General features: G+C 35.0%; 24 protein-coding genes. 7 read left to right on the plus strand and 17 right to left on the minus strand.

What is annotated here, in order from left to right; genetic code table 11:
* Positions 1 to 54 precede the first annotated feature (54 nt).
* Both F0362_RS22270 and F0362_RS22275 read right to left on the minus strand, forming a co-directional pair.
* Complete coding sequence (locus F0362_RS22270; RefSeq protein WP_000414725.1) at positions 55 to 1,740, minus strand: long-chain-fatty-acid--CoA ligase; 1,686 nt, start codon at positions 1,738 to 1,740, stop codon at positions 55 to 57.
* A 189-nt stretch (positions 1,741 to 1,929) separates the two neighbouring features.
* Positions 1,930 to 2,994, minus strand: a complete 1,065-nt coding sequence (locus F0362_RS22275; protein ID WP_149889966.1) for a collagen-like protein — start codon at positions 2,992 to 2,994, stop codon at positions 1,930 to 1,932.
* A gap of 356 nt (positions 2,995 to 3,350) precedes the next feature.
* Between F0362_RS22275 and F0362_RS22280 the strand changes: the two genes are divergently transcribed.
* Positions 3,351 to 4,325, plus strand: coding sequence for an ABC transporter substrate-binding protein (locus tag F0362_RS22280; RefSeq protein WP_097880415.1), 975 nt, complete (start codon positions 3,351 to 3,353; stop codon positions 4,323 to 4,325).
* 7 nt (positions 4,326 to 4,332) lie between these two features.
* A complete protein-coding gene (fhuB, locus tag F0362_RS22285; protein WP_097880413.1) occupies positions 4,333 to 6,369 on the plus strand; it encodes a Fe(3+)-hydroxamate ABC transporter permease FhuB in 2,037 nt (678 codons plus the stop codon).
* Between the two features lie 36 nt (positions 6,370 to 6,405).
* Here fhuB and F0362_RS22290 read toward each other — a convergent pair whose 3' ends face one another.
* Together F0362_RS22290 and F0362_RS22295 are read right to left on the minus strand one after the other, a co-directional pair.
* Positions 6,406 to 7,074, minus strand: coding sequence for a hypothetical protein (locus F0362_RS22290; RefSeq protein WP_001031135.1), 669 nt, complete (start codon positions 7,072 to 7,074; stop codon positions 6,406 to 6,408).
* A complete protein-coding gene (locus F0362_RS22295; protein ID WP_002104560.1) occupies positions 7,071 to 7,622 on the minus strand; it encodes a sigma-70 family RNA polymerase sigma factor in 552 nt (183 codons plus the stop codon). The genes F0362_RS22290 and F0362_RS22295 overlap by 4 nt, the downstream gene beginning before the upstream one ends.
* A 185-nt stretch (positions 7,623 to 7,807) precedes the next feature.
* Between F0362_RS22295 and F0362_RS22300 the strand changes: the two genes are divergently transcribed.
* Together F0362_RS22300 and F0362_RS22305 are read left to right on the plus strand one after the other, a co-directional pair.
* Positions 7,808 to 8,311, plus strand: a complete 504-nt coding sequence (locus F0362_RS22300; RefSeq protein ID WP_000284958.1) for a DinB family protein — start codon at positions 7,808 to 7,810, stop codon at positions 8,309 to 8,311.
* A gap of 137 nt (positions 8,312 to 8,448) precedes the next feature.
* Positions 8,449 to 8,781: a YfjL-like protein gene (locus tag F0362_RS22305; RefSeq protein ID WP_149889967.1), complete on the plus strand. Its 333-nt coding sequence runs from the start codon at positions 8,449 to 8,451 to the stop codon at positions 8,779 to 8,781.
* A gap of 62 nt (positions 8,782 to 8,843) precedes the next feature.
* Here the strand turns inward: F0362_RS22305 and F0362_RS22310 are convergent, their stop codons facing one another.
* The 7 genes from F0362_RS22310 to F0362_RS22335 form a co-directional block, all read right to left on the minus strand.
* Complete coding sequence (locus F0362_RS22310) at positions 8,844 to 9,539, minus strand: ABC transporter permease (RefSeq protein ID WP_000902921.1); 696 nt, start codon at positions 9,537 to 9,539, stop codon at positions 8,844 to 8,846.
* 26 nt (positions 9,540 to 9,565) lie between these two features.
* Positions 9,566 to 10,438 (minus strand): DUF4097 family beta strand repeat-containing protein, encoded by an 873-nt coding sequence (locus F0362_RS22315; RefSeq protein WP_061529673.1) that lies wholly within the window; start codon positions 10,436 to 10,438, stop codon positions 9,566 to 9,568.
* A 35-nt stretch (positions 10,439 to 10,473) separates the two neighbouring features.
* Complete coding sequence (locus F0362_RS22320; protein ID WP_149889968.1) at positions 10,474 to 11,178, minus strand: ABC transporter permease; 705 nt, start codon at positions 11,176 to 11,178, stop codon at positions 10,474 to 10,476.
* 34 nt (positions 11,179 to 11,212) lie between these two features.
* Positions 11,213 to 11,374 carry a hypothetical protein gene (locus tag F0362_RS30620; RefSeq protein WP_000931273.1) on the minus strand — a complete coding sequence of 54 codons (162 nt, stop codon included), beginning with the start codon at positions 11,372 to 11,374 and terminating at the stop codon, positions 11,213 to 11,215.
* A complete protein-coding gene (locus tag F0362_RS22325) occupies positions 11,367 to 12,290 on the minus strand; it encodes an ABC transporter ATP-binding protein (RefSeq protein ID WP_016109160.1) in 924 nt (307 codons plus the stop codon). The genes F0362_RS30620 and F0362_RS22325 overlap by 8 nt, the downstream gene beginning before the upstream one ends.
* A gap of 126 nt (positions 12,291 to 12,416) precedes the next feature.
* Positions 12,417 to 13,352 carry a HAMP domain-containing histidine kinase gene (locus tag F0362_RS22330; protein ID WP_000183219.1) on the minus strand — a complete coding sequence of 312 codons (936 nt, stop codon included), beginning with the start codon at positions 13,350 to 13,352 and terminating at the stop codon, positions 12,417 to 12,419.
* Between the two features lies 1 nt (position 13,353).
* On the minus strand, positions 13,354 to 14,046 hold the full coding sequence (locus F0362_RS22335; protein ID WP_053445942.1) for a response regulator transcription factor: 693 nt from the start codon (positions 14,044 to 14,046) through the stop codon (positions 13,354 to 13,356).
* Between the two features lie 168 nt (positions 14,047 to 14,214).
* Between F0362_RS22335 and F0362_RS30625 the strand changes: the two genes are divergently transcribed.
* Together F0362_RS30625 and F0362_RS22340 are read left to right on the plus strand one after the other, a co-directional pair.
* Positions 14,215 to 14,388 carry a hypothetical protein gene (locus F0362_RS30625; protein WP_001293579.1) on the plus strand — a complete coding sequence of 58 codons (174 nt, stop codon included), beginning with the start codon at positions 14,215 to 14,217 and terminating at the stop codon, positions 14,386 to 14,388.
* Positions 14,389 to 14,583, plus strand: a complete 195-nt coding sequence (locus F0362_RS22340) for a YwbE family protein (protein WP_001014310.1) — start codon at positions 14,389 to 14,391, stop codon at positions 14,581 to 14,583.
* Between the two features lie 39 nt (positions 14,584 to 14,622).
* On the opposite strand, the gene F0362_RS22345 is transcribed toward F0362_RS22340, so the two are convergent.
* Positions 14,623 to 15,822 (minus strand): class I SAM-dependent rRNA methyltransferase, encoded by a 1,200-nt coding sequence (locus F0362_RS22345; RefSeq protein ID WP_001255942.1) that lies wholly within the window; start codon positions 15,820 to 15,822, stop codon positions 14,623 to 14,625.
* A 286-nt stretch (positions 15,823 to 16,108) separates the two neighbouring features.
* Here F0362_RS22345 and isdG point away from each other — a divergent pair, with 286 nt between their 5' ends.
* Positions 16,109 to 16,432 carry a heme oxygenase gene (isdG, locus tag F0362_RS22350; protein ID WP_000587821.1) on the plus strand — a complete coding sequence of 108 codons (324 nt, stop codon included), beginning with the start codon at positions 16,109 to 16,111 and terminating at the stop codon, positions 16,430 to 16,432.
* A gap of 66 nt (positions 16,433 to 16,498) precedes the next feature.
* On the opposite strand, the gene srtB is transcribed toward isdG, so the two are convergent.
* The 5 genes from srtB to F0362_RS22375 form a co-directional block, all read right to left on the minus strand.
* Positions 16,499 to 17,263, minus strand: coding sequence for a class B sortase (srtB, locus tag F0362_RS22355; RefSeq protein WP_002093213.1), 765 nt, complete (start codon positions 17,261 to 17,263; stop codon positions 16,499 to 16,501).
* Between the two features lie 32 nt (positions 17,264 to 17,295).
* Positions 17,296 to 18,066 (minus strand): ABC transporter ATP-binding protein, encoded by a 771-nt coding sequence (locus F0362_RS22360; RefSeq protein WP_000403763.1) that lies wholly within the window; start codon positions 18,064 to 18,066, stop codon positions 17,296 to 17,298.
* Positions 18,056 to 19,039, minus strand: a complete 984-nt coding sequence (locus F0362_RS22365) for a FecCD family ABC transporter permease (RefSeq protein ID WP_001036848.1) — start codon at positions 19,037 to 19,039, stop codon at positions 18,056 to 18,058. Before F0362_RS22365 ends, F0362_RS22360 begins: the two co-directional genes overlap by 11 nt.
* Before the next feature lie 27 nt (positions 19,040 to 19,066).
* The gene (gene isdE / locus F0362_RS22370) at positions 19,067 to 19,948 is read right to left on the minus strand and encodes a heme ABC transporter substrate-binding protein IsdE (protein WP_149889969.1); all 882 of its coding nucleotides are present in this window, start codon (positions 19,946 to 19,948) and stop codon (positions 19,067 to 19,069) included.
* Positions 19,949 to 20,017: 69 nt separating this feature from the next.
* Positions 20,018 to 22,801 (minus strand): NEAT domain-containing protein, encoded by a 2,784-nt coding sequence (locus F0362_RS22375; protein WP_149889970.1) that lies wholly within the window; start codon positions 22,799 to 22,801, stop codon positions 20,018 to 20,020.
* Positions 22,802 to 22,804: the final 3 nt, after the last annotated feature.

Here is a 22,804-nt window from a genome sequence, read left to right on the forward strand (position 1 = left end):
TAATACTGACTATTTAGAAAAGTGTCAATCCTATTTTTTCAAAAAGAAAGGGCCTTAGCCCGTTTGCTCATCCTCATTCTTTCTCTTCTCTTCATCTATTAGGACGCGGCGCAAAATTTTCCCTACTGTCGTTTTCGGCAATTCATCTCTAAACTCGTATACTTTCGGTACTTTATAAGCCGCTAAATATTTACGTGCAAACTGATCTAATTCCTCTTCAGAACATTCAGCGCCTTCTTTCAAAACAACAAATGCTTTTACAGTTTCCCCTCTGTACGGATCAGGAACACCGATCGTCACTACTTCTTGCACCTTTTCGTGTTCATATAACACTTCTTCTACTTCACGAGGATATACGTTAAAACCGCTAGCAACAATCATATCTTTCTTACGATCTTTCACATAGAAAAAGCCATCCTCATCCATGTATCCTACATCACCTGTATGAAGCCAGCCATCTTGCAATACAGCCGCCGTTTCTTCTGGCTTATTCCAATACCCTTTCATAATTTGTGGGCCTTTAACAACTATTTCACCGATTTCACCTGGAGGTAATGCCTCTCCTGTTTCAAGTGACATGATGATTGACTCCGTATCTGGCCACGGTACCCCAATACTTCCTGGCACACGTTTTTCCCACAAGAAATTCCCATGTGTAACGGGTGATGACTCCGTTAATCCATAACCTTCTACCAGTTTACCACCTGTAACGCTCTCAAACTCCTCCTGTACTTCTACAGGAAGCGGTGCAGAGCCACTAATACAAGCCTGAATAGAAGAAATATCATATTCTTTTAAAAGAGGGCTATTTAATAGAGCAATATAAATGGTCGGCGCTCCTGGAAATAGTGTAACTTTATGTTTTTTAATTGCTTCAAAAACCATTTTCATATCAAACTTCGGAATAAGCACCATTTTATACCCTTGCATAATACTTAAATTCATTACAGCTGTCATTCCGTATACATGAAAAAACGGAAGGACACCAAGGATCACTTCTTCTCCCTCTTTACAATTATATAACCAATGTGCTCCCATTAAAGTGTTCGAAACGAGGTTTTTATGCGTCAGCATAACCCCTTTTGGAAATCCTGTCGTTCCCCCCGTATACTGCAAAAGAGCTAGATCATTTTCAGGATCACAGGGAACCTCAACATCAGCAGTACTTTCCCTTTCTACTGATTTCCATAGATGAATCGTTTCGCTTTCCGACACATTCACAACAAGATTCGCCTGCTTTTTTTGTACAAATGGATAAAGTAAATTTTTAGGGAATGGTAAGAAATCTGCAATACGAGTTACGATAATGTGCTCCAGCTTTGTGGCATTTTGAACATTAGTAACTCTCGGAAACACTAAATCAAGGCAAAGAATGACTTTTGCCCCAGAGTCATGAAGTTGGTACTCAAGCTCTCTTTCTGTATAAAGAGGATTCGTTTGTACGACAATCCCCCCCGCAAGCAAAGTACCATAATAACCGATTACAGATTGCGGACAATTCGGCAACATAATCGCAACTCTATCTCCCTTTTCAACACCAAGCCTTTGCAGATAATTCGCAAACTTCTTTACCTTGTCATGGAAATCTGAAAATGTAACATCTTTACCTAAAAAATGAAGCGCTTTCTTTTCTGGATAACGAGAAGCTATTTTCTCTAAATATCCATGAAGTGGCTGAATATCATAAGAAATAGTACTAGGAATTTCCTCTGGATAACTTTTCAACCAAGGTTTTTCCACCTTCATTCCCCCTTCAAATACATAAAAAATAAATGAATGTTCATTCATGATGGTTGTTTTCATTATATTATAGTCATAACAACGTTACAATCATAATATTCTGACTTTTATATAACTATGCTTTATCTCATTAACTTCTTATTATATGTACAAACTCTCTTACTCTTAAAAGAGTAAGAGAGTTATTATTTAACTTAGTCTTATAATTGTTAATACCGCTCCTGGAGTAGTCGTTGATAACGTCGCAACAGCTAACAAGCCAAATAATTGCAAACTAATTGCACTCCCCACCGCAAGAGTCGTAATAATTGTTGCACTAAACGATGTGGTTGCTAATGCAGGGGAATTGATCGTCCCAGCAAGCGGTGCCCCATTAATTGTAATTCGCGAACTGACTAATAATGAAGCCGTTATATTAATCGAATATGAAATATAATAATTCCCTGCATTTGCAGCCGTAAATACTGTGTTCCCCCCAGACACTGTAATACCTGGACCGATATTCTGATTGTTTGGAAGCGGGACATTTGTTCCACCAAGTAATACCGATATTGCTGTACCCGACGTATTATTTGCAAATGCGTATGTTGCCGTTATACTTGTGCCGGTTGCTCCTGTTGGGCCTGTATCACCGGTTGCCCCCGTTGGACCTGTTGCTCCTGTTGCTCCTGTTGCTCCTGTTATCCCTGTCGCTCCCGTTGCTCCTGTTGAGCCTGTATCACCGGTTGCTCCCGTCGGACCCGTTGCTCCTGTTGCCCCCGTTGGACCTGTTGCTCCTGTTGCTCCTGTTATCCCTGTCGCTCCTGTTGGACCCGTCGCTCCTGTTGAACCTGTCGCTCCTGTTGGACCCGTCGCTCCTGTTGAACCCGTCGCTCCTGTTGCCCCCGTTGGACCTGTTGCTCCTGTTATTCCTGTCGCTCCTGTTATTCCTGTTGCTCCCGTTGGGCCTGTATCACCGGTTGCCCCCGTTGGACCTGTTGCTCCCGTTATTCCTGTCGCTCCTGTTGCTCCCGTTGCTCCTGTTGGGCCTGTATCACCGGTTGCCCCCGTTGGACCTGTTGCTCCCGTTATTCCTGTCGCTCCTGTTGCTCCCGTTGCTCCTGTTGGGCCTGTATCACCGGTTGCCCCCGTTGGACCTGTTGGACCAAGCTTAGGTACTGTCCCATCGCAACTAAAACAACATGAATCAACATGTACACCATTTTGATTATTACACCCACAATATCCATTTGTATTATTGAGCCATGAAGACATGTTGATCCCTTCCTTCAAATTCAATCTTTTCAGTACAAACAACGAATTATAAAACAACTATCCAATAATAAAGAAATACTTTATTCCGTACATTCTAATAATTATTACATGCGACACCCTTCCCTTTTGCTTGTACATTCGCCTTCCTGCTTAAACGAAATTCCTTTTCTGCATTTTCATATACATATAGATTTCAACCTCATATATTGAAATCTGTATAATTCGTTATTTTTCGTCAAAATTTTAAAAATATATTGACACTTAAAATATCATCATAGTATGATTTGGATGTTGTAATTGATAACGATTTTCAATATCGTACATTACAAATTAAATAATTTATTTGGGGGCAGAAGATGAAGAAAATTCTCAGTATTTTCATAGTAATTCTTCTATTCGCTGTTGGATGCGGACAGCAAAAAGAGGAGAAAAAGGAAACAAAAGCGGACAATAAAAATCAAACTATAACAATTAAACACGCTGAAGGGGAAACGAAGTTAGATAAACCAGCGAAAAAAGTTGTTGTACTTGAGTGGGTATATTCAGAAGACTTGTTAGCACTTGGTGTTCAGCCAGTAGGGATGGCAGACATTAAGAATTATAATAAATGGGTAAATACAAAAACAAAACCGAGTAAAGATGTTGTAGATGTAGGGACACGTCAACAACCAAACTTAGAAGAAATTAGCCGTCTAAAACCAGATTTAATTATCACAGCATCATTCCGTGGTAAAGCAATTAAAAACGAATTAGAGCAAATTGCTCCTACAGTTATGTTTGATCCATCAACTAGCAACAACGATCACTTTGCTGAAATGACAGAAACATTTAAACAAATTGCAAAAGCTGTTGGAAAAGAAGAAGAAGGTAAAAAAGTATTAGCTGATATGGATAAAACATTTGCTGATGCAAAAGCAAAAATTGACAAAGCAGGCTTAAAAGATAAAAACATCGCAATGGCACAAGCATTTACTGCTAAAAACGTGCCAACATTCCGCATCTTAACTGACAATTCTACAGCTTTACAAGTTACAAAAAAATTAGGTTTAACAAACACTTTTGAAGCAGGTAAATCAGAGGCAGATGGTTTCAAACAAACAACTGTAGAATCATTACAAAGTGTACAAGATTCAAACTTCATTTACATTGTAGCGGATGAAGATAACATTTTTGACACTCAACTAAAAGGCAATCCTGCTTGGGAAGAATTAAAGTTCAAAAAAGAAAACAAAATGTATAAATTAAAAGGCGACACTTGGATTTTCGGTGGTCCTGAGTCTGCAAAATCTTTAGCAACACAAGTAGCAGATGTAATGACAGCGAAGAAGTGATTACACGATGAATAGCTTACAACATACACTTCGAGCAAGTCTTGTATTCGGAGGAGGAGCAGCTCTCTTGCTCCTCCTTTTCTTTATTCATATCGGACAAGGTCAAGCAAATATTTCCTATAGTATGATTATCGATGCTCTTATCTCACCGAACCAATCACTAGAGCACCAAACTTTAATCATGCTTCGATTACCTAGAGCCGTAATTGCTATTTTAGCTGGAGGTGCTCTTGCTGCATCTGGGGTCATTTTGCAAACATTAACAAAAAACCCACTTGCTGAATCAAGTACAATGGGAATTCACTCTGGCGCATATTTCTTTCTAGTAGCGGCTACAATTTTCTTACCGAAAGGTCTGCAAATTAACTCACTTCTTTTCACATTTATCGGTGGTGCTATTACTGCTTTATTTGTATACCGTATTTCTGGTGGGAAAAAGGGAACCCCACTTAGAATGGCACTAGCTGGGATGGTCGTTACATTAATGCTTTCTGCTTTTACTGGAACGATGCAGCTTTTCTATGAAAATGAAACGGCTGGTTTATTTTTATGGGGAGCTGGCTCTCTTATCCAAAATAACTGGGATGGCGTTCAATTTGCTTTTCCATTTATCATTATTTCTTTCCTAGTTTTACTATTTATGTCTCGTAAACTCAACATCCTCTTACTTGGTGACGATGTTGCTGTTTCTCTTGGTGAAAAAACAGCAGTAACACGTCTTATCACCTTCATTGCTGCAATCTTTTTAACAGCAGTAATTGTCACTGTCGTTGGACCGATTGGGTTTGTTGGCTTAGTTGCACCACACTTAATGCGCCTTATTGGTTACCGGCAACACTTTACTCTTCTTCTTTCCTCATTCTTATGGGGAGCAGTATTATTACTGGGGGCAGATGTCGTCGGTAGATTAATAGATCCAACTGGTGCAGAACTTCCTGTTGGAGCAGTCACAGCAATGATTGGGTCACCTTGGCTTATTTATTTAGTGTATCGTATGATGAAGTCGAAACAATATATGAATGATAACGGTGCGAATGCAGCTGGAGCTAGTTCCCGCTATTACTCTTATAAAAAGGTAATCATCATATCTATCACGCTTTGTATTGTGACGATTGCTCTTGGTGTTACAATCGGTAGTAATGCTTATATCGAAAGCATTACAAATGTTATAACAGGGCAATTAACGCAATTTGATAAAAATATGATGATGAACCTTCGTTTACCAAGAATGCTCGTTGCCGCTATTGCTGGCGCATGCCTTGCAATAAGTGGGCTTGTCTTCCAAGGAATATTACGAAACCCACTTGCCGACCCTTCGATTATTGGTATTTCGTCTGGAGCAGGTGTCGGTGCTTTAACTATTATGTATGTTTTCCCTGCACTTCCAGGTTTCTTCCTACCAATTGGTGCATTTATCGGCGGACTACTTGCAGTTGGAATTGTCCTCTTCTTCTCATGGAAAGCAGGATTTAGTCCAACAGCTCTTGCTTTAATAGGGATTGGTATTTCGGCTCTCGGCTCAGCAGTTATTCAAATCTTTATCGTTAGAGCGAATTTGAATGTTGCTGCTGCTTTAACATGGCTATCAGGCAGTACGTATGCAAGAGGATGGAATCACTTAGAAAATATCATTCTATATCCATCACTTATTCTTATACCAATTATCTTTTTCTTAATGAAACAACTTGATGTCCTTGTACTTGGAGACGATTTAGCAACTGGACTCGGACAGCCTGTAAATAAAACGCGTCTTGCTCTAATTGTACTAGCGACACTTCTTGCATCTATAAATATCGCGGCTGTCGGTACAATCGCCTTTTTAGGCCTTGTCGCTCCTCACTTAGCAAGAATTGTTGTTGGTATGAATCATCAAAGATTATTCGTTTGTTCCGCTCTGTTTGGAGCAATCCTTCTTTCTGTTGCTGACTTACTTGGACGTACAATCGCATATCCGAAAGAAATTCCCTCTGGCCTTGTCGTTGCTGTACTTGGGGCACCTTATTTCTTATGGTTGATGAGGAAGAGTGGGGAGAATGTTAATTAAAAGACGGCTTCATATATATGAAGCCGTCTTTTCCTATTATGGCATAAAATTAATATAAGCTTTGTACAGAATATATATAACAAGTGCATACATGATTATATTGAATACACTTCGTTTTAAAGTTAACTTTCTCTTTAATTTCTTATCCTGTAATTTTAGTTCTATTCCATTTGCTACTTTCAGTCTACCTACTATTTGAAATAACTCTCTGTAATCATCAGCATTTCCCAATAATACGTACTCCTTATCATTTTTATACTTTATATGTAGAAATTCACTCCCACCTTTACGGTCTAATATTGTTCTCATAGAAGCTATTTCATTTAATACACATACTTTTATATCAACTTCATTATAATAACGATCCACAAAAAATACATACAACCGTTTATTTGTAACGATTAGCACATTATTAATACCGAAGTTCATCGCAAGAACGCCTACCCCTAATGTCATGGCTGTGCCTGTCTGCCAATTTTTCACACGAGAATTTTCGACAAGCATACTATATAAAATCTCTTCGCTTCCCTGTAACTCTTCTTGTACAACCTCATAACAACGTTTCATTAAAATTGTTTTTGTTACAACTTCTTTTGTACGATTTATTTTCTTTTTATCTATTTTCTCATCATTTCTATAATCATCTACAAAATTATCGCTATACTGCAAGTTATTTAATTCCTGAAGTAACTTTTCTTTATTCATTTCTTTCCCCCCCCCAACAGCTTCTTCAATTTCTTTCTCCCTCTTGAAAGCCTGCTATATACCGTATCTCGTGTCATACCGAATTCAAGCGCTATTTCTTGTACGCTATATTCATCTAAATACCTTTTTATAAAAATTTCCTTATCTTCTTCATTCAATTCTTTAATTAAAACGTAAAAATTATAATCTCGCTCTTCTTTTGTTAAATTGACATTTTTTCTATCTTCATATATTTCTTGCTGAAGCTCTTGTAATTGATAAGCCTTATTACTTTTTCGTTTATAATCAATAGCTTTAAACTTAGCGACAGATATAAGCCAGTTTCTAAACTTCCCACGATTTTCATCATAACTACTAATGTTGTACCAAACGATTAATAAAATATCGTCAACACATTCGTCCACTAATACCTTGCTCTGTGCCGTATCTAAAACACTATGAACCACCTTATAAATTAAATCCCCATATCGATCAATTGCTGTATGTAATGCTAACATGTCTTGTTTTCGAAGACCTTCTACTATTTCTATATCCTTCACCCTTATCACCACTCTTTATCCCATTCTTTATTCATTATATATACGAATGAACACATTCGTTTCCTGACACTTTTACAAATATTTTCTAATTATTTTCATATTGTAGCAAATACTTAATTAATTATTTCTTGTGGAACAGGGATTATATTATCTCTCACGAATTTAATCTATGAACAAAAATAGGAGGGATAACAATGTACCAAACAATTGAAGGCTTCTTTCAATCATGGACATACGAAGCAGAGTCTACTCAGAAAATGCTTAATTCATTAACCGATGCATCTTTATCACAAGAAATTGCGCCTGGGCATTGGACATTAGGAAGAGTTGCTTGGCATATCGTAACGGCAATTCCTGTTATACTATCTGGCACAGGCCTAAAGTTTGAAGGAGAAACGAAAGATTATCCTGTTCCAACTTCTGCAAAAAAAATTGCAAATGAATACCATAAAGTGAATGCAGCTTTCGTTGAAGCACTTCAAAGCGAATGGAATGATAAAGATTTAGCAACTATTAATGATTTCTTTGGTCGTCCTATGCCGAATTCTATATTTTTAATGACACTTATTAATCATCAAAATCACCACCGCGGACAAATGACGGTTTTAATGAGGCAAGCTGGCTTAACAGTTCCTGGCGTATATGGTCCTGCAAAAGAAGAATGGGCTGCCGCTGGAATGGAAGTTCCTAAAATGTAAAAACAAAAAAAGACAAGGTATTTACACATCTTGTCTTTTTCTGTAACTTGTTTCATGTGAAACTATTTTTTCTAAATGGTTGTTTTATGGAAAAGATAGATTAAAATGAATACATATTACGAAGAGGAGTAACCAAATTGAATACAAAAAATAAAAAAATAGCTATGGGAACTATTTTACTAACTTCTATTATTGGAGTGATTAGTGTATCTCTTTATTTCACCTATTATGGTACCCCTTGGGGAAAACAAGCAGCAATTACGGAATCAAAAGAATATATTACAAAATATTTTAATCTAGATGCAGAAGTCAAAAATACTTCTTACGATGCTAAAATGAATAGCTATGCAATCTCCTTTGAAACAAGTACCGACGGAGAGTTTACTGTCGAATATAAAAGTCCTAATAACTTTAACATTTCTCCAGGAGTGCAAGAGTATTTAAGCACACACTCTAAATTTACAGAGTAGTAACGAAGCATACATATACAAAAAAGAGTTGGTGTAACGCCAACTCTTTTTTCTTATTCTTGTCATACAGTTATATCTTCCTTCTCTATATTTTTAATTCCGTAATATGCAATCACAACTCCAATTGCTGCGAGTGCTAGTTGAAGGGGAAGAAAAGTTGCTATAGGAAACATTGGGTTGCCATTCATTGCAATTGATACAACGATAAGAGATGAAACAATTGTAGTTGGCACTGAACGTTTACGCATTCCAAAATATAATGGGATTAAACTCATTCCCGCAGTTGCAACGGCTAAAGGAACCAGTTTTATTCCTTCTTGCATCAATTGATCTACTGTAAATGAATTAGGAAGAATTGAAAAATAACTATCTATACCAAAGAAAACTCCTACTACTAAAATGTTAGATACAATAACTGTTATAAATGTTACTATTGCTGCAATAGCCAACTTACTAATCATCAATTTCTTCCGATTAATAGGATAAGAAAACATAAGTAGTATTGTTTTATTTTTATATTCACCAATTATTAGCCTTGCGATTAATACACTACCAAAAACAATAAACGTTGCTCTTACTATTGTGCTAGCCATTAACAATATCGTCTCTGGATTCCTTATTTCTGCATCACCTTCTACTTGAGCGATGATGCTCACAAAGATCATTAATGCCAGTATAACAATATTTGCAATAATTGCTCTCTTCACGTACCAACCAAGCTTAAACTTTTTCAATTCTAGCTTCATTAAATGTAGCATGATAGTATCCTCCTTCCTCCTAAGATTTAATCAATATAAATGACTCCTGTTTCATTTAAAATCTTCGCTTCATTTTTTGCCTCACCAATAGTTCCTTCTTTTATTTTTTCTGTACTTTTATCTTTCTTAAATCCTTTTAAATCCACTATTACGTCAGCCGAATTACTTTTAGCCATAAGCTTCAATGATGCCGGGACACCTTTATACCGTACGCCAATATCCCCTGATTTTGTTTCTACAAATAATGATTTTCCTTCTGTCATATCTTTCAGTAATACTTCCCCAGATGTTGAAGTGATGTTCATATTTTCGTTTTTTACATTTTTTACATAATTATCACCAGTAGTGGAAGTTATATTTACTTCTTGTAATGAACTATCTTTTAACATTAAATCCCCGCTTTCGGATGTAAATTCACCCTTCTCTGCCGATAGTCCTGTAATCATTCCATCTCCAGATTTGCCTCTTGTCACGATGCTTTTTACTACTATATCGTTTATTTTCACATCACCCGATTTATTATTTAATACAATTTTATCTATTTCTTTCTTCGGAATAGCTATAGATATACTATTTTTCTTCCTAAACGTAAAACCATAAAAAAATCTGTTCACCTTTTGTTTTTGCTTAATCACAAGTTTATTTTCATCATTTTCTATTTTGACGGGATCTATCTCTTTATCTGCTTGTTCACCTTGAGCGGAAATTACTATTTTATTAGCGTCTGTACTTTTGAATTCAATATCCCAGTTTTCATTGTCTACTTCTATTTCTTTTATATTATTGATTTCAAAAGACTTTTCTTTCTTAAAATCTTTCCCCTGAAATACCTTAATACCAAAAACTATACTAGCAATTGTAATGAATAATATTGCAATTACTATTATTTTTTTCACCATTCATACCCCAGTTCGTTTTTTGTTTTAGGCTTGCTTCACGCCACATCGATCTTGTCGATTTTACGAAACGATAGATAACTAATGAAAATTCCTAATAAACAGAGCACGATTGGGATAGCTATAAAATCAAACATACTTACTTGACCGTTTCCAGAACCAAAGTTACCACTAATCAGCATACCAATTATTACTGCCGAAGTAATCGTTGTCGGTGTCGATTTCTTTCTCATTCCAAAAAACAAAGGAATTAAACTTATCCCAGATATCATAAATGCACTTATAATAGTACCTGGAACGATAGCTATTATTTCACCTATCGTAGCAGGTGTTTCAATCAGTCCCATCATTGGACTCACAAAATATACGAGCAAACTAATAATGAAAGTCGCGATAATCGTGCTCACAAAACAAAAACAAAAAACAATTGTTAATTTCGCACTCATTAGCATTTTCCTTTGTAGCGGATACATAAATGATAGTTGTATCGTTTTGTTCTTATACTCATCAATTACTAAACGTGATAAAATGACCGAACTAAAAATAATGAATGTTATCCTAATAAAAATATTTGCTAAAGCCATGTTCTGTGTGAAGTCAGAGAAGAGCACGTCTCCCTCGGCTTTCATTCCCAATGCCATAAGGCTTACTGCAGCGAAAATTGCTATAATACAAATTGCTACACTTTTAAAGTAACTAGATAATTGATGTTTCTTCCATTCGAGCTTCATTAATTTAAACATATAAACCACGCCTCCATTCTTTATATACCTGTCTCTACACTGCTAACATTCTAATTCCAGCAGTAACTACGCTTAACATTCCTATCACTAGTAGAATTAACAACCATTTCCGCTCTGGTTTCCTATAATATAAAATTCCACTTATAAACATTACGATTAATCCACTTACCAGGTTCAGCCACAATTCATTAAGCATGAATGCCCTCTCCATCCATTACATTTAAGAAATATTCCTCTAAGGAACTATGTTTCTTATTAATACTTTCAATTTCCACATCGTTCATAATAAGTGCTTTTGAAATGGCTTGCTGCGTCACCTTCAATTCATACACACGAACCATATTTCCACTCATTATTTTGTAGTTTTTTATACCAAGTTTATCTTCTAAAATATAAGCTGCACGTTTCACATCAGGAACAGTGATTTCAATATACTCTGTTTGTTTTCCGTTAATACTCTTCATTGAAACTTCTTTTATTAGTTTTCCATTTTGAATTACACCAATTGTATCCGCCATTAGTTCCATCTCACCTAAAATATGACTAGAAACTAATAATGTAATGCCATATTCTTTGCAGAGCATTTTAAATAAGTCTCGTAACTCTTTAATACCAATTGGATCTAAACCGTTAATTGGTTCATCTAAAATGAGCAATTCTGGCTTTGTCACGATTGCCCTTGCAATACCGAGTCGTTGTTTCATCCCTAATGAAAAATCTTTTATTTTTTTATTGTCTATGCCGTGTAGTTTCACTAAATGTAAAGCATGATCAATGCCGTTTTTATCGTAATAGCCCATATATTCACAATGTAATTCTAGGTTTTCCTTCGCCGTTAATTTATCATAAAAGATTGGATATTCGATAATTGTTCCCATTCTTTTTAATACTTCATAAGATGTGTCTGTTAACTTCTCACCGAAAATTTCAATATCGCCGCTCGTCGGTTTTATTAAATTTGCAATCATTTTCATAATTGTTGTTTTACCAGCACCATTCGGTCCTAAGAAACCGTATATCTCTCCTTTTTTCACATGCATGTTAACGCTAGAAATAACTTCTTTTCCTTTAAACACTTTCGTTAACTGGTTCGTTTTTAATATATATGTCATGTCATTTTCCCCTTTCGCGCTGCTCTATATTTCTATAATAGACAACGGAAATCTCTTTTTTCTTACTCGTTCCTTACAAATTCCTTACGCTGAAAAAAAAGCTTGTAGAATTTACTTCTCTACAAGCTAAAACTTCATCTTTGTTAATACAACTGTAAAAATCGTTTTTTCATATGGCTTACTAGAAAGATGAATCTTTCCATCCATCGCTTCCACAAGCCTTTTCGTAATCGTTAATCCCAGGCCGCTTCCTTGGTACAATTTATTTCTTGAGTCTTCAAGTGTATACATACGCTCAAACACTTTATCAATATGAGATTCATCAATTCCTTTTCCTTTATCCCATACGTCTATATACACACTCGTTTCATCATCTCTTAGCGTCATACCGAGTGTTTTTCCAGCCTCTCCATATGTAATTGCATTTGATATTAAATTATTTAACACTCTGCCTAATACTTCTGTATTTCCAAGTGCATATATATTTCTTTCAGGTATATCAATATGAACATGAAATCCTTTCGTCGTCACTAAATCATAAAAAGATAAAATCTTCTCACGGCAAACTTCATTCATATTTACTTTTGTTATCTCTATTGCCTTGTCACCAGATTCTAATTTTGCTAAATCAAAGAACTTATGAATTAGTTCCATCACTTCCAGCGTTTTTATATGAACCTTTTCAAGTAATATTTTCTGTTCTTCTTCATTTATCGTTTTATCCTCATTTAACATTTCTGTATATCCAAGAATAACTGTTAGTGGTGTTTTCAAGTCATGCGAAATATTTGAAAGCATTTTTCTCATCGAAATTTCTACTTTTGCATGATCTGCATTCGTTTTCTGTTTTGCATCTAATAATTGATTAATTGCCACTAATAATTTTTGCAATTCTAGATCATCTGTCATAACGAGTAACGTCTCGCCTGTTTTTTCATTTACAATACTTTCTAATTTTTCATATGTGTATCTTAAGTTTTTGCTACTATTTTTTCTCATCTTATATTGTATGTAAATGATACATAACAATATAAAAATAATGCCCATTAACAGATTGGTCATATTACATCACTTCCAACTTATAGCCGATGCCCCATAACGTTTTAATATATTCTGGATTAGATGGATCACTTTCAATTTTCTCACGCAATCTTCTCATATGAACATTAATAACGTTATCATCACCGTAATACTCTTCATTCCAAACTAACGTATAGATTTGTGCTTTTGTAAATACACGATTTTGATTCTTTACGAACAGTTTTAAAATCTCAAATTCTTTTAAAGTAAGTTTGAGAGGGTTCCCGTTTTTTTCTACAGTAAAATTAATTGGATCGATTGTTAAATCACCAATCTGAATCATCTTTTCTGTTGTTTCCGTAGTCGAATATTTTGTAAACCTCCGAATACCCGCTTTTACACGTGCAGCTAATTCAATCATAGAAAATGGCTTACAAATGTAATCATCTGCCCCAAGTCCTAATCCAACAGCTTTATCAACATCTGTATCTTTTGCTGACATCATTAAAATTGGAACGGCACTTTTTTCTCGAATGATTCGTACAACCTCTAAGCCATCTAGCTTTGGCATCATAATGTCGAGGATAATCAAATCAAATGAACCTTTTAAATATGTATTTACTCCCTCTTCTCCATCAGACGCGATTGTAACTTGAAAGCCCTCTTTTATTAAATACTTTTCCACCATCTCTTGAATTGAGATATCATCTTCAACTAATAAAATATGATGTGACATATTTCTATCCCCTTTTTACAAACGTTAACAATTCAATTGTATCGTAACTACTACAGACTGGAAACAATTATATGAATTTTCAAACCAACTTCCCTTCCTTCCTTAACAATGATATGATGAAATTCACTACGATTGTTCATAATTAACTTTATATAAAGGAGACTTATCATGTCAGAGAATAAAAAAGTAAGCTTAGCTGATTTAATGCGCGAACAACTTGCTAAGAAAAAGCAAGGAAATGGAAATGGCCAAAATGCAAAAAGTCAAAGCCAAGAAACGAAAAAATTACAAAACCAACAAACGAAAAAAACAAACAACCAACGTAGACGTACAGGTGTATAAATGAACGGACAAAAACGTTCTAATATCGCACCCGGTCTTGAAGTTGATATTGTATTAAAACAAGATCAACGAACAGGCAAATTAACACGTGGAATTGTAAAAGATATTTTAACAAACTCCCCTTCCCATCCGCATGGCATTAAAGTGCGATTGCAGGACGGGCAAGTCGGTAGAGTACAAAATATCGTTCAATAAGAAAAGGAGCTCAAGTAAACCCGAGCTCCTTTTTCTTTATTAGCCTTTAATTTTTTCGATGAAAACTACTTTTAAGTAGTCTCCCTCTTTAAATTGATCAATTGTACGAAAATCTTCTGGTAAAGAATGTTCTTCTAATATTTTGTATTTACCGTTCATTTCTTTAAATGCAGTATCGATAAAGCCTTTAAACTTTTTCATATCAAATGCGCTACAATTTGTAGAAGCAACGATAATACCGTTATTTTCTGTAATCGCGATCGTTTCTTTTAATAAGTTTTTATAATCTTTCGCTGCGCTAAATGTATACTTTTTAGAACGTGCAAAGCTTGGAGGATCTAATACAACCATATCGAACTTCATTTTTTTCTTCGCAGCATATTTAAAGTAAAGGAATACATCTTCTACAATAATATCTTGTGCTTCGTAATCAATTTCGTTGACACTAAATTGTTCAATCGTTTTACTTAAACTACGATTTGCAAGGTCCACACTCGTTGTTTTAGTCGCTCCACCAAGTGCTGCAAATACAGAGAAAGCACCTGTATAAGAGAACATATTTAACACAGTTCTTCCTTGTGCATATGTATCACGAATTTGTTTTCGAACGTTACGCTGATCTAAAAATACACCAACCATTGCTCCGTCATTTAAATAAACCGCAAAGTTCACACCATTCTCTTTTACGATAAGTGGGAACTCACCGCGCTCTCCTGCTACGAAATCATCGCCTTCAATGTATTTCCCTTTCGTATCAAAACGCTTTTTCTCATAAATACCTTTAAAGTTTGCTACTTTTTGAAGTGCCGCTATGATTTCATCTCTAAAAGTATAAATCCCTTCACTATACCAGCTCACTACGTAATAACCGTCATAATAATCGATGATTAAGCCGCCAAGACCATCACCTTCACCATTTAGGACACGGAATGCTGTCGTATCATTTGATTTGTAAAACTGTTTTCGTTTATGTAAGGCAGATTTGATTTTACTTTCAAAGAAAGATTGATTAATTTGTTCACTCTCTTTTCTCGTTAAAATCCAGCCGTATCCTTTATTTTGTTTTCCATAATAGCCTTTTCCGATAAATTGGTTCTTCTCATCTACTACTTTGATGATTGTCCCTTCTTCACGAATATCGTTTAAATTTTGAATTGCATCTTTTAAAATAAGCGGATATCCACTTTTAATTTCTTTTATAAATTTCGGTTTTATTTTTATAGTTACTTCAGATCGCATGTAATGTCTTCCTTTCCATTTGAATGCTTTCTATTAGTAGGAAGCATGTAAAAAACGAGGCCGAAAAACAGCCTCGTTTCACTATACCATATTATCGCTTTGCTAGTACAACCCGCTCAGCCTTACACCTAATCGCAATATATTTACTAACTTATGAAATAAACATCATACTTTCAAAAAAAATTTATATATTTCATTATTGCCATTGACAATGATAATGATTTTCATTATCATTTAATGTATATGAGTTCTTGAAAATATAGCTAGATTTATAGGAGGAATACACATGATTATTGTTACAAATACAGCTAAAATTACAAAGGGAAATGGACATAAATTAATTGAGCGTTTTAATAAAGTAGGTAAAGTTGAAACGATGCCAGGATTTTTAGGATTAGAAGTTCTTTTAACGCAAAATACAGTTGATTATGATGAAGTAACAATTAGCACTCGCTGGAATGCAAAAGAAGATTTCCAAGGTTGGACAAAGAGCTCAGCATTTAAAGATGCTCACTCACATCAAGGCGGAATGCCAGAATATATTCTTGATAATAAAATTGCTTACTATGATGTAAAAGTTGTACGTATGCCAATGGCTGCAGCACAGTAAAAACAGTTATTTTTTAAGTATAGAATATGAGGAGCGCTATCACTTCTCATATTCTATACTTTTTCTTTAATTTCTTTTCACTAATTTTGCATGTACAACTAGCCTTCCAGCCTCTGGATCAAGCGCATAGTCACATGTAGAAAGTGTTACAATTTCATCATTAGCCGTCAATTCCGTATCCGTTTTGTACAGTGATTTTTCTTGAATTTCCTTTAAGAACGATGTATATGCTGCATCATTTTCAAAATCCGTTTCAATGTAATAAAAGTCCGTTGTTGTCGTATATACTGAAAAAACTTCAACATCGTATCCTTCAAATAATGTATCGTAATATAATTTACGATGGGACATGAAGAATTCTTCATCCAACATTTTTTTTAAACTACCAAACATAGAACCGTCTTTCATACGATGGCCATATAAAATCGTATTTCGATTTTGAGATTTCACATCATTACGATGGTCCATAAAAATGCTTCCTGCTCTCATATCTTCACCTTTGTAATTACGAAATAAATAGTAATCATTATCCTTTGCTTGAACGATTGGATAATTAATTTGTGTATCATCCATCGTAATCCATCCAACTATCTCCGGATTAATTTTTTGGAGAGCTTGAAACTGCTTACGTACTTCCCCACCCTCTGATTTTTCTTCCATTGGACTTCTCTTATAAATATGTTGCGCTTCAGCCATTACTTTACGATTTTCATAATAATCCATGAAAATCCCACCCAATTCATACATTGAATAGAAAAAGATTCCTAAAAACACAATGGTAAGTATGCGTTGAAAAAATGAATTCTTTTTCCGTTCTTTCTTACTATTCAAATTATCACCTCAAAACGGATTATGCTCAGCCTTTAGATTCCCATTGGTACCATGTATAGTCCTGTATCTTCATCCTGCTTTACAACGACATCTACACCATATATTGCTTTAACCATTTCTTCTGTTATTACATCATTAGGATTACCTTTCGTAACAATCTCTCCATCTTTCATAACGATAATATGATCACTGTAACGAATGGCTTGATTAATATCATGTAATACCATTACAATCGTTAGTCCATACACTTCATTTAACTCTTTCACTAACTCTAATATTTCTATCTGATAATAAATATCTAAATATGTTGTCGGCTCATCTAAGAAAAGCATTGGTGTATTTTGAGCTAATGTCATTGCAATCCAAACTCGCTGTCTCTCTCCGCCTGATAAAGCATAAATTGGCTTATCACGCTTACTTTGTAAATTCGTACATACTAGTGCACGCTCAATTGCTTCTCTATCTTCATCTGTTTGCGGAGAGAAAATATTTTTATATGGCATACGCCCAAAGCTTATTAGATTTTCCACTGTAATATCTGCTGGAGCCTCATTTTGTTGATGGACAACAGCTAACTTTCTAGCAAACTCTTTCGGTTTATATTCACTAATCGCTTTCCCATCAAGTATTACTTCTCCACTGCTAGGAGCGTGATTTCTAGACATAACACTAAGTAATGTTGATTTCCCACATCCATTTGGGCCAATAATTGTTGTAATTTTCCCAATTTCTATTTCACTACTAACAGACTTTAAACGATTTGTTACGTTATCGTATGAAAAGGTTACATTTTTAATTTCCATGAACTTTATCACTCTTTCTAAGCAAGAATATTAAGAATGGACCACCAATAACTGCCATAATTGTTGCTGCTGGAATTTCATTAGGTGGCACAATTAACCTTCCAATTGTATCTGCCGTCAAAATTAATAACGCCCCTGCAAGAGCAGAAAATGGAATTAATACTTTATGGTCTGAACCGACTAATTGTCTTGAAATATGCGGAACGAGTAATCCTACAAAAGCAATAACACCTGCAATCGCTGTTGATACTGCCGCTAAGAGTACTGCAATGGCAGAAATAATAAGACGAACTCTCGTCACGTGCAAGCCTAAGTTTTTCGCAGTCTTATCTTGTAGCGATAATAAGTTACACCAAGCTCCTACGAACAGAGCAAGAATAAGACCAATCGTTCCATAAGTCACCATTATTTCTACATCGCCCCACGTCTTCATTGTTATGTTAGAAGTCGTCGTTTGCTTAATACTCTTAATAAAATATCCACAAATCGTAACGAATGATTCATTTAATCCAGTAAACATTGCATTAATAGCAATACCAATTAAAATAATGCGGAGTGGACTTAATCCAGACTTCCATGAAAAAGAGTAAACGAGATAACACGCAAGCGCACCGCCTAAAAATGCGAATACTGGTGTCCAGAAAAAGAATTGTGGAAACAACGTAATAATAACGAGTGTCATAAAACTTGCTCCAGAAGATATCCCGATTACACCAGCATCAGCAAGTGGATTTTTCATAACAGCTTGAAAAAGCACACCTGAAACAGCCAGAGCTGCTCCAGTAAATAGTGCAATAATAATACGTGGGAAACGTAAATCTTTAATCACTTCAACATCTTCATTTCCCCCTGTAAATATCCCTTGTACAAGCTCAACAATACCTACTTCTAAACTCCCTTTCATCGCTGACAATGATGTCATAACAATAAGCAATGCAGTAACAATGAGGAAACTCCAAGTTTTTTTATTCATTCCACTCTTCCTTTATATTAAAATGCATCACGGATACATAATTTTTTTCAATTCATCTAACGCTTCAATTGCTGCTAAATTGCCTGTCGTTCCAAATAAACGCTCTTCTAAATCGTAAACACGGGTATTTTTAACTGCAGCGAAGTGCTTCCAAATGTCATTCGTTTTAAATTCTTTATCGAACATTTTTACAACTTCATCAGGCATACCATGAGCTGCTCGTAAAATAATATCTGGATCAGCTTTCTTTAAGTACTCTGTATTAGAAGCTAAATACTCTACTCGTTCACCTTGTACAATGTTTTTACCACCTAGTTGTTTCACTAAATCTCCAATATAAGAATGCTCTGTTGCTACTAAATAACTTCCTGGCACACCTAACAAAATAAGTACTGTCGGTTCTTTCTTTCCTTTTACTTCTTTTTGAATGCTAGCAACCTTTTTATCTAACTTAGTTACAACTTCTTCAGCCTGCTTTTCACGTCCATATTTCTTACCTAAATCGCTAATAGAATTTTGCATATTTTTCAAGCTTGTTAAATCTAAAAAGTTTGCTTTCATACCCACACCATCAAAAACTGGCTTTAATTCATATTCAAGTGTTGTCACAGATAATACTTCTGACGGCTTTAATGATTTTACCTTTTCCATATCTGGACTCATTGGATTCCCAACTTCAGGTAAACCTTTATATCGCTTTGGTAAAGTTTTAGAACTTGTTGGAACGCCGACTAAATCTACTTCTAACGCATCCATAATTTCAGTAACAGCCACTGTTGTTGCAACAATGCGCTCTTTACTCTCACTCTTTACCTGCTTTGCTGTTTCTTTTTTTGGTGATGAGCACCCGGCTATACTCATTAACAAAATGATAGCCATTAGTACACTTGCAATTTTCTTCACTCTCAATCACCACTCCTTTCCATACAATATGAAACAAGTCTTGATGCACGCGAACATGCATCAAGACTCCAAAAATTACAATCTACCCGCTCTATATTTACGAACTAGTAAAGCAAGTGAACCTAGCAGTAACACCATGTATAAACCAAGTTGTGCTGTATCTGCAGTTTTTGAGTTTTTCTCTTTTTTTGCATCATTATCTGTAGCGTTGTTTTTCTTCTTATCATCTGCATTTCGATTAAAATCAGGATTACCTACTGTTTTTACATTATCTACTTTCGGTGTAGTCACTGGATTTTTTGGTTCATTTTTTGGATCCTCTTTAATAGTTCCTAACGCACCGATATTATTTGTATCAAATTGAATTTGTACATCGTAGAAATGATGGTAGTTCATCTCATCGATGTCTACCTTTACTTTTGCGTTTAATTTTTTAAATAGATCTTCTACTTCAAACTGTACTACTCGCGTATTTGCATTTTTATCTTCGCTTATTACTTTCGCATCAGCGAATAGCTCATTGTTTTCCGTTTGGAATTTCGTAATCCACACGCTATTTTTCAGCGTCATCTCAATGTATTTTTTACCATCTTTTACGATTAATTTCGCTGGATTTACAACATAGTCATGCATCTTTGAAATCTCATCTGTTTTATCTTTTAATACTTTAAATGTAATATCATATTGACCGTCTACTAAATTTTTCGGATCAACTATTACTTTCGGTTTATTATTTCCACCTTGGTTATCATTTCCGCCTTGCTTGTCGTTTCCACCTTGGTTATTGTTTCCGCCTTGGTTGTTGTTTCCGCCTTGCTTGTCGCTTCCACCTTGATTCCCTAAAGCTTTAATACTATCTTGATCAAATACAAATTGAACATCGTAGACATGGTGATAATTCATTGAATCAATATCTACTTTTACTTTTGCATTTAATTTTTTAGACAAATCGTTTACTTCTACTTCTACTACTCTTGTATTTTGTTCTTTATTTTCACTTAACACTTTTGTATTAACGAAAGAACCATTCTTCTCAAATTCAAATTTCGTAATCCATGTACTATTTGTTAATGTAAACGATACATATTTCTTACCATCTTTTACTTTTAATACACCTGGACTTTTTGTGTATGTGTTCATCATTGAGATTTCATCTGTTTGATTTTTTAACACTTTAAAGCCAATGCTGTATTCACCATCTTTAAGAGCTTTTGGATCAATTGTTGTGTTATTATCTTGGTTGTTGTTTCCGCCTTGGTTATTGTTTCCACCTTGGTTGTCGTTTCCGCCTTGCTTGTCGTTTCCACCTTGGTTATTGTTTCCGCCTTGCTTGTCGTTTCCACCTTGGTTATTGTTTCCGCCTTGGTTGTCGTTTCCGCCTTGCTTGTCGTTTCCGCCTTGGTTGTCGTTTCCGCCTTGCTTGTCGTTTCCGCCTTGGTTGTCGTTTCCGCCTTGGTTATTTAACGGCTTAATGCTACCTTTATCAAATGCAAATTGAATATCGTAAAAATGGTGATAATTCATTGAATCGATATCTACTTTTACTTTTGCATTTAACTTTTCCGATAAATCCGGTACTTCTACTTCCACTACGCGTGTATCAGCTTTTTTATCTTCACTTATTACATTTGCATCAACAAACGAACTATTTTTCTCAAATTCAAACTTTGTAATCCAAGCACTATTCGTTAACGTAAAGGATACATACTTCTTACCATCTTTTACTTTTAACACACCTGGACTTTTTGTATATGTGTTCATCATTGAAATTTCTTCTGTTTGATCTTTTAATGTTTTAAAATTGATGCTGTATTCACCATCTTTAATTGTTTCAGCATCTGGATTTTTATTATCGTCTGGTTTTTCTACTTCTGGTTTTTCTACTTCTGGTTTTTTCTCTTCATTTTTAATTTTTTCAAGTTTATCTTGTTCAAATAAAAGTTGTACATCATGCGTTTGCTTATAATTTTTTGATGCCATTTCGATAAATACTTTTGTATTTAGTTTTTTAGATAAATCGTTTACTTCAAACTCTACTACTCTTGTATCTTTTTCCTTATCCTCACTCACTACTTTTGCATCAACAAATGCACCATCTTTTTCCGTTTGGAAATTTTTAATTAATGAGCTACTTTTTAGTGTTATAACGGCTTTTTTCTTACCATTTTCTACTTTTAATACTCCTGGATTTACCATGTAACTATTCATCTTGGATTCTTCATCTGTTTGATCTTTGAACACTTTAAATGGAATGCTGTACTCACCATCTGTAATTGTGTTAGAATTTGGTTGTTGATCTGGGTCAGGCTTTTGGTCGGGCTTCTGACTCGGATCAGGTTTTTCATTTGGATCTGGCTTATTAGCTGGGTCCTCTTTTTCATTTGGCTTTTCTACATGAACGGGTTTAATACTATTTTGATCAAAGACAATGCGTACATCATAGTCATGATGATAATTTAAAAAATCAATATCTACTTTTACTTTTGCATTTAATACCTTCTCTACATCTTCCACATCAAATTCTACTACTCTTGTATCTTTTTCTTTATCTTCACTAATTACATTTGTCTCAACAAGTTGGCCTGCTTTTTCTGTTTCAAACTTCGTAATCCATGAACTATTCGTTAATGTAAAGGATACTTTCTTTTTCCCATCCTTCACTTTTAAAGTTCCCGGGCTTACTGAATATTGATTCATCATCGATTCTTCATCTGATGTATCTTTTAAAACTTTGAAGCCAATTGAATATTCACCGTCAGCTAACTTGGTAGCTGCTTGAACTGCAAGTGGTTGTAATGTTGATACAAATGTAAATATCATTAGACACATTGCAACAACAATCTTAAGATACTTGTTCAATGA

The sequence above is a fragment of the Bacillus sp. BS98 genome (assembly GCF_008432245.1).
Lineage (GTDB): Bacteria > Bacillota > Bacilli > Bacillales > Bacillaceae_G > Bacillus_A > Bacillus_A toyonensis.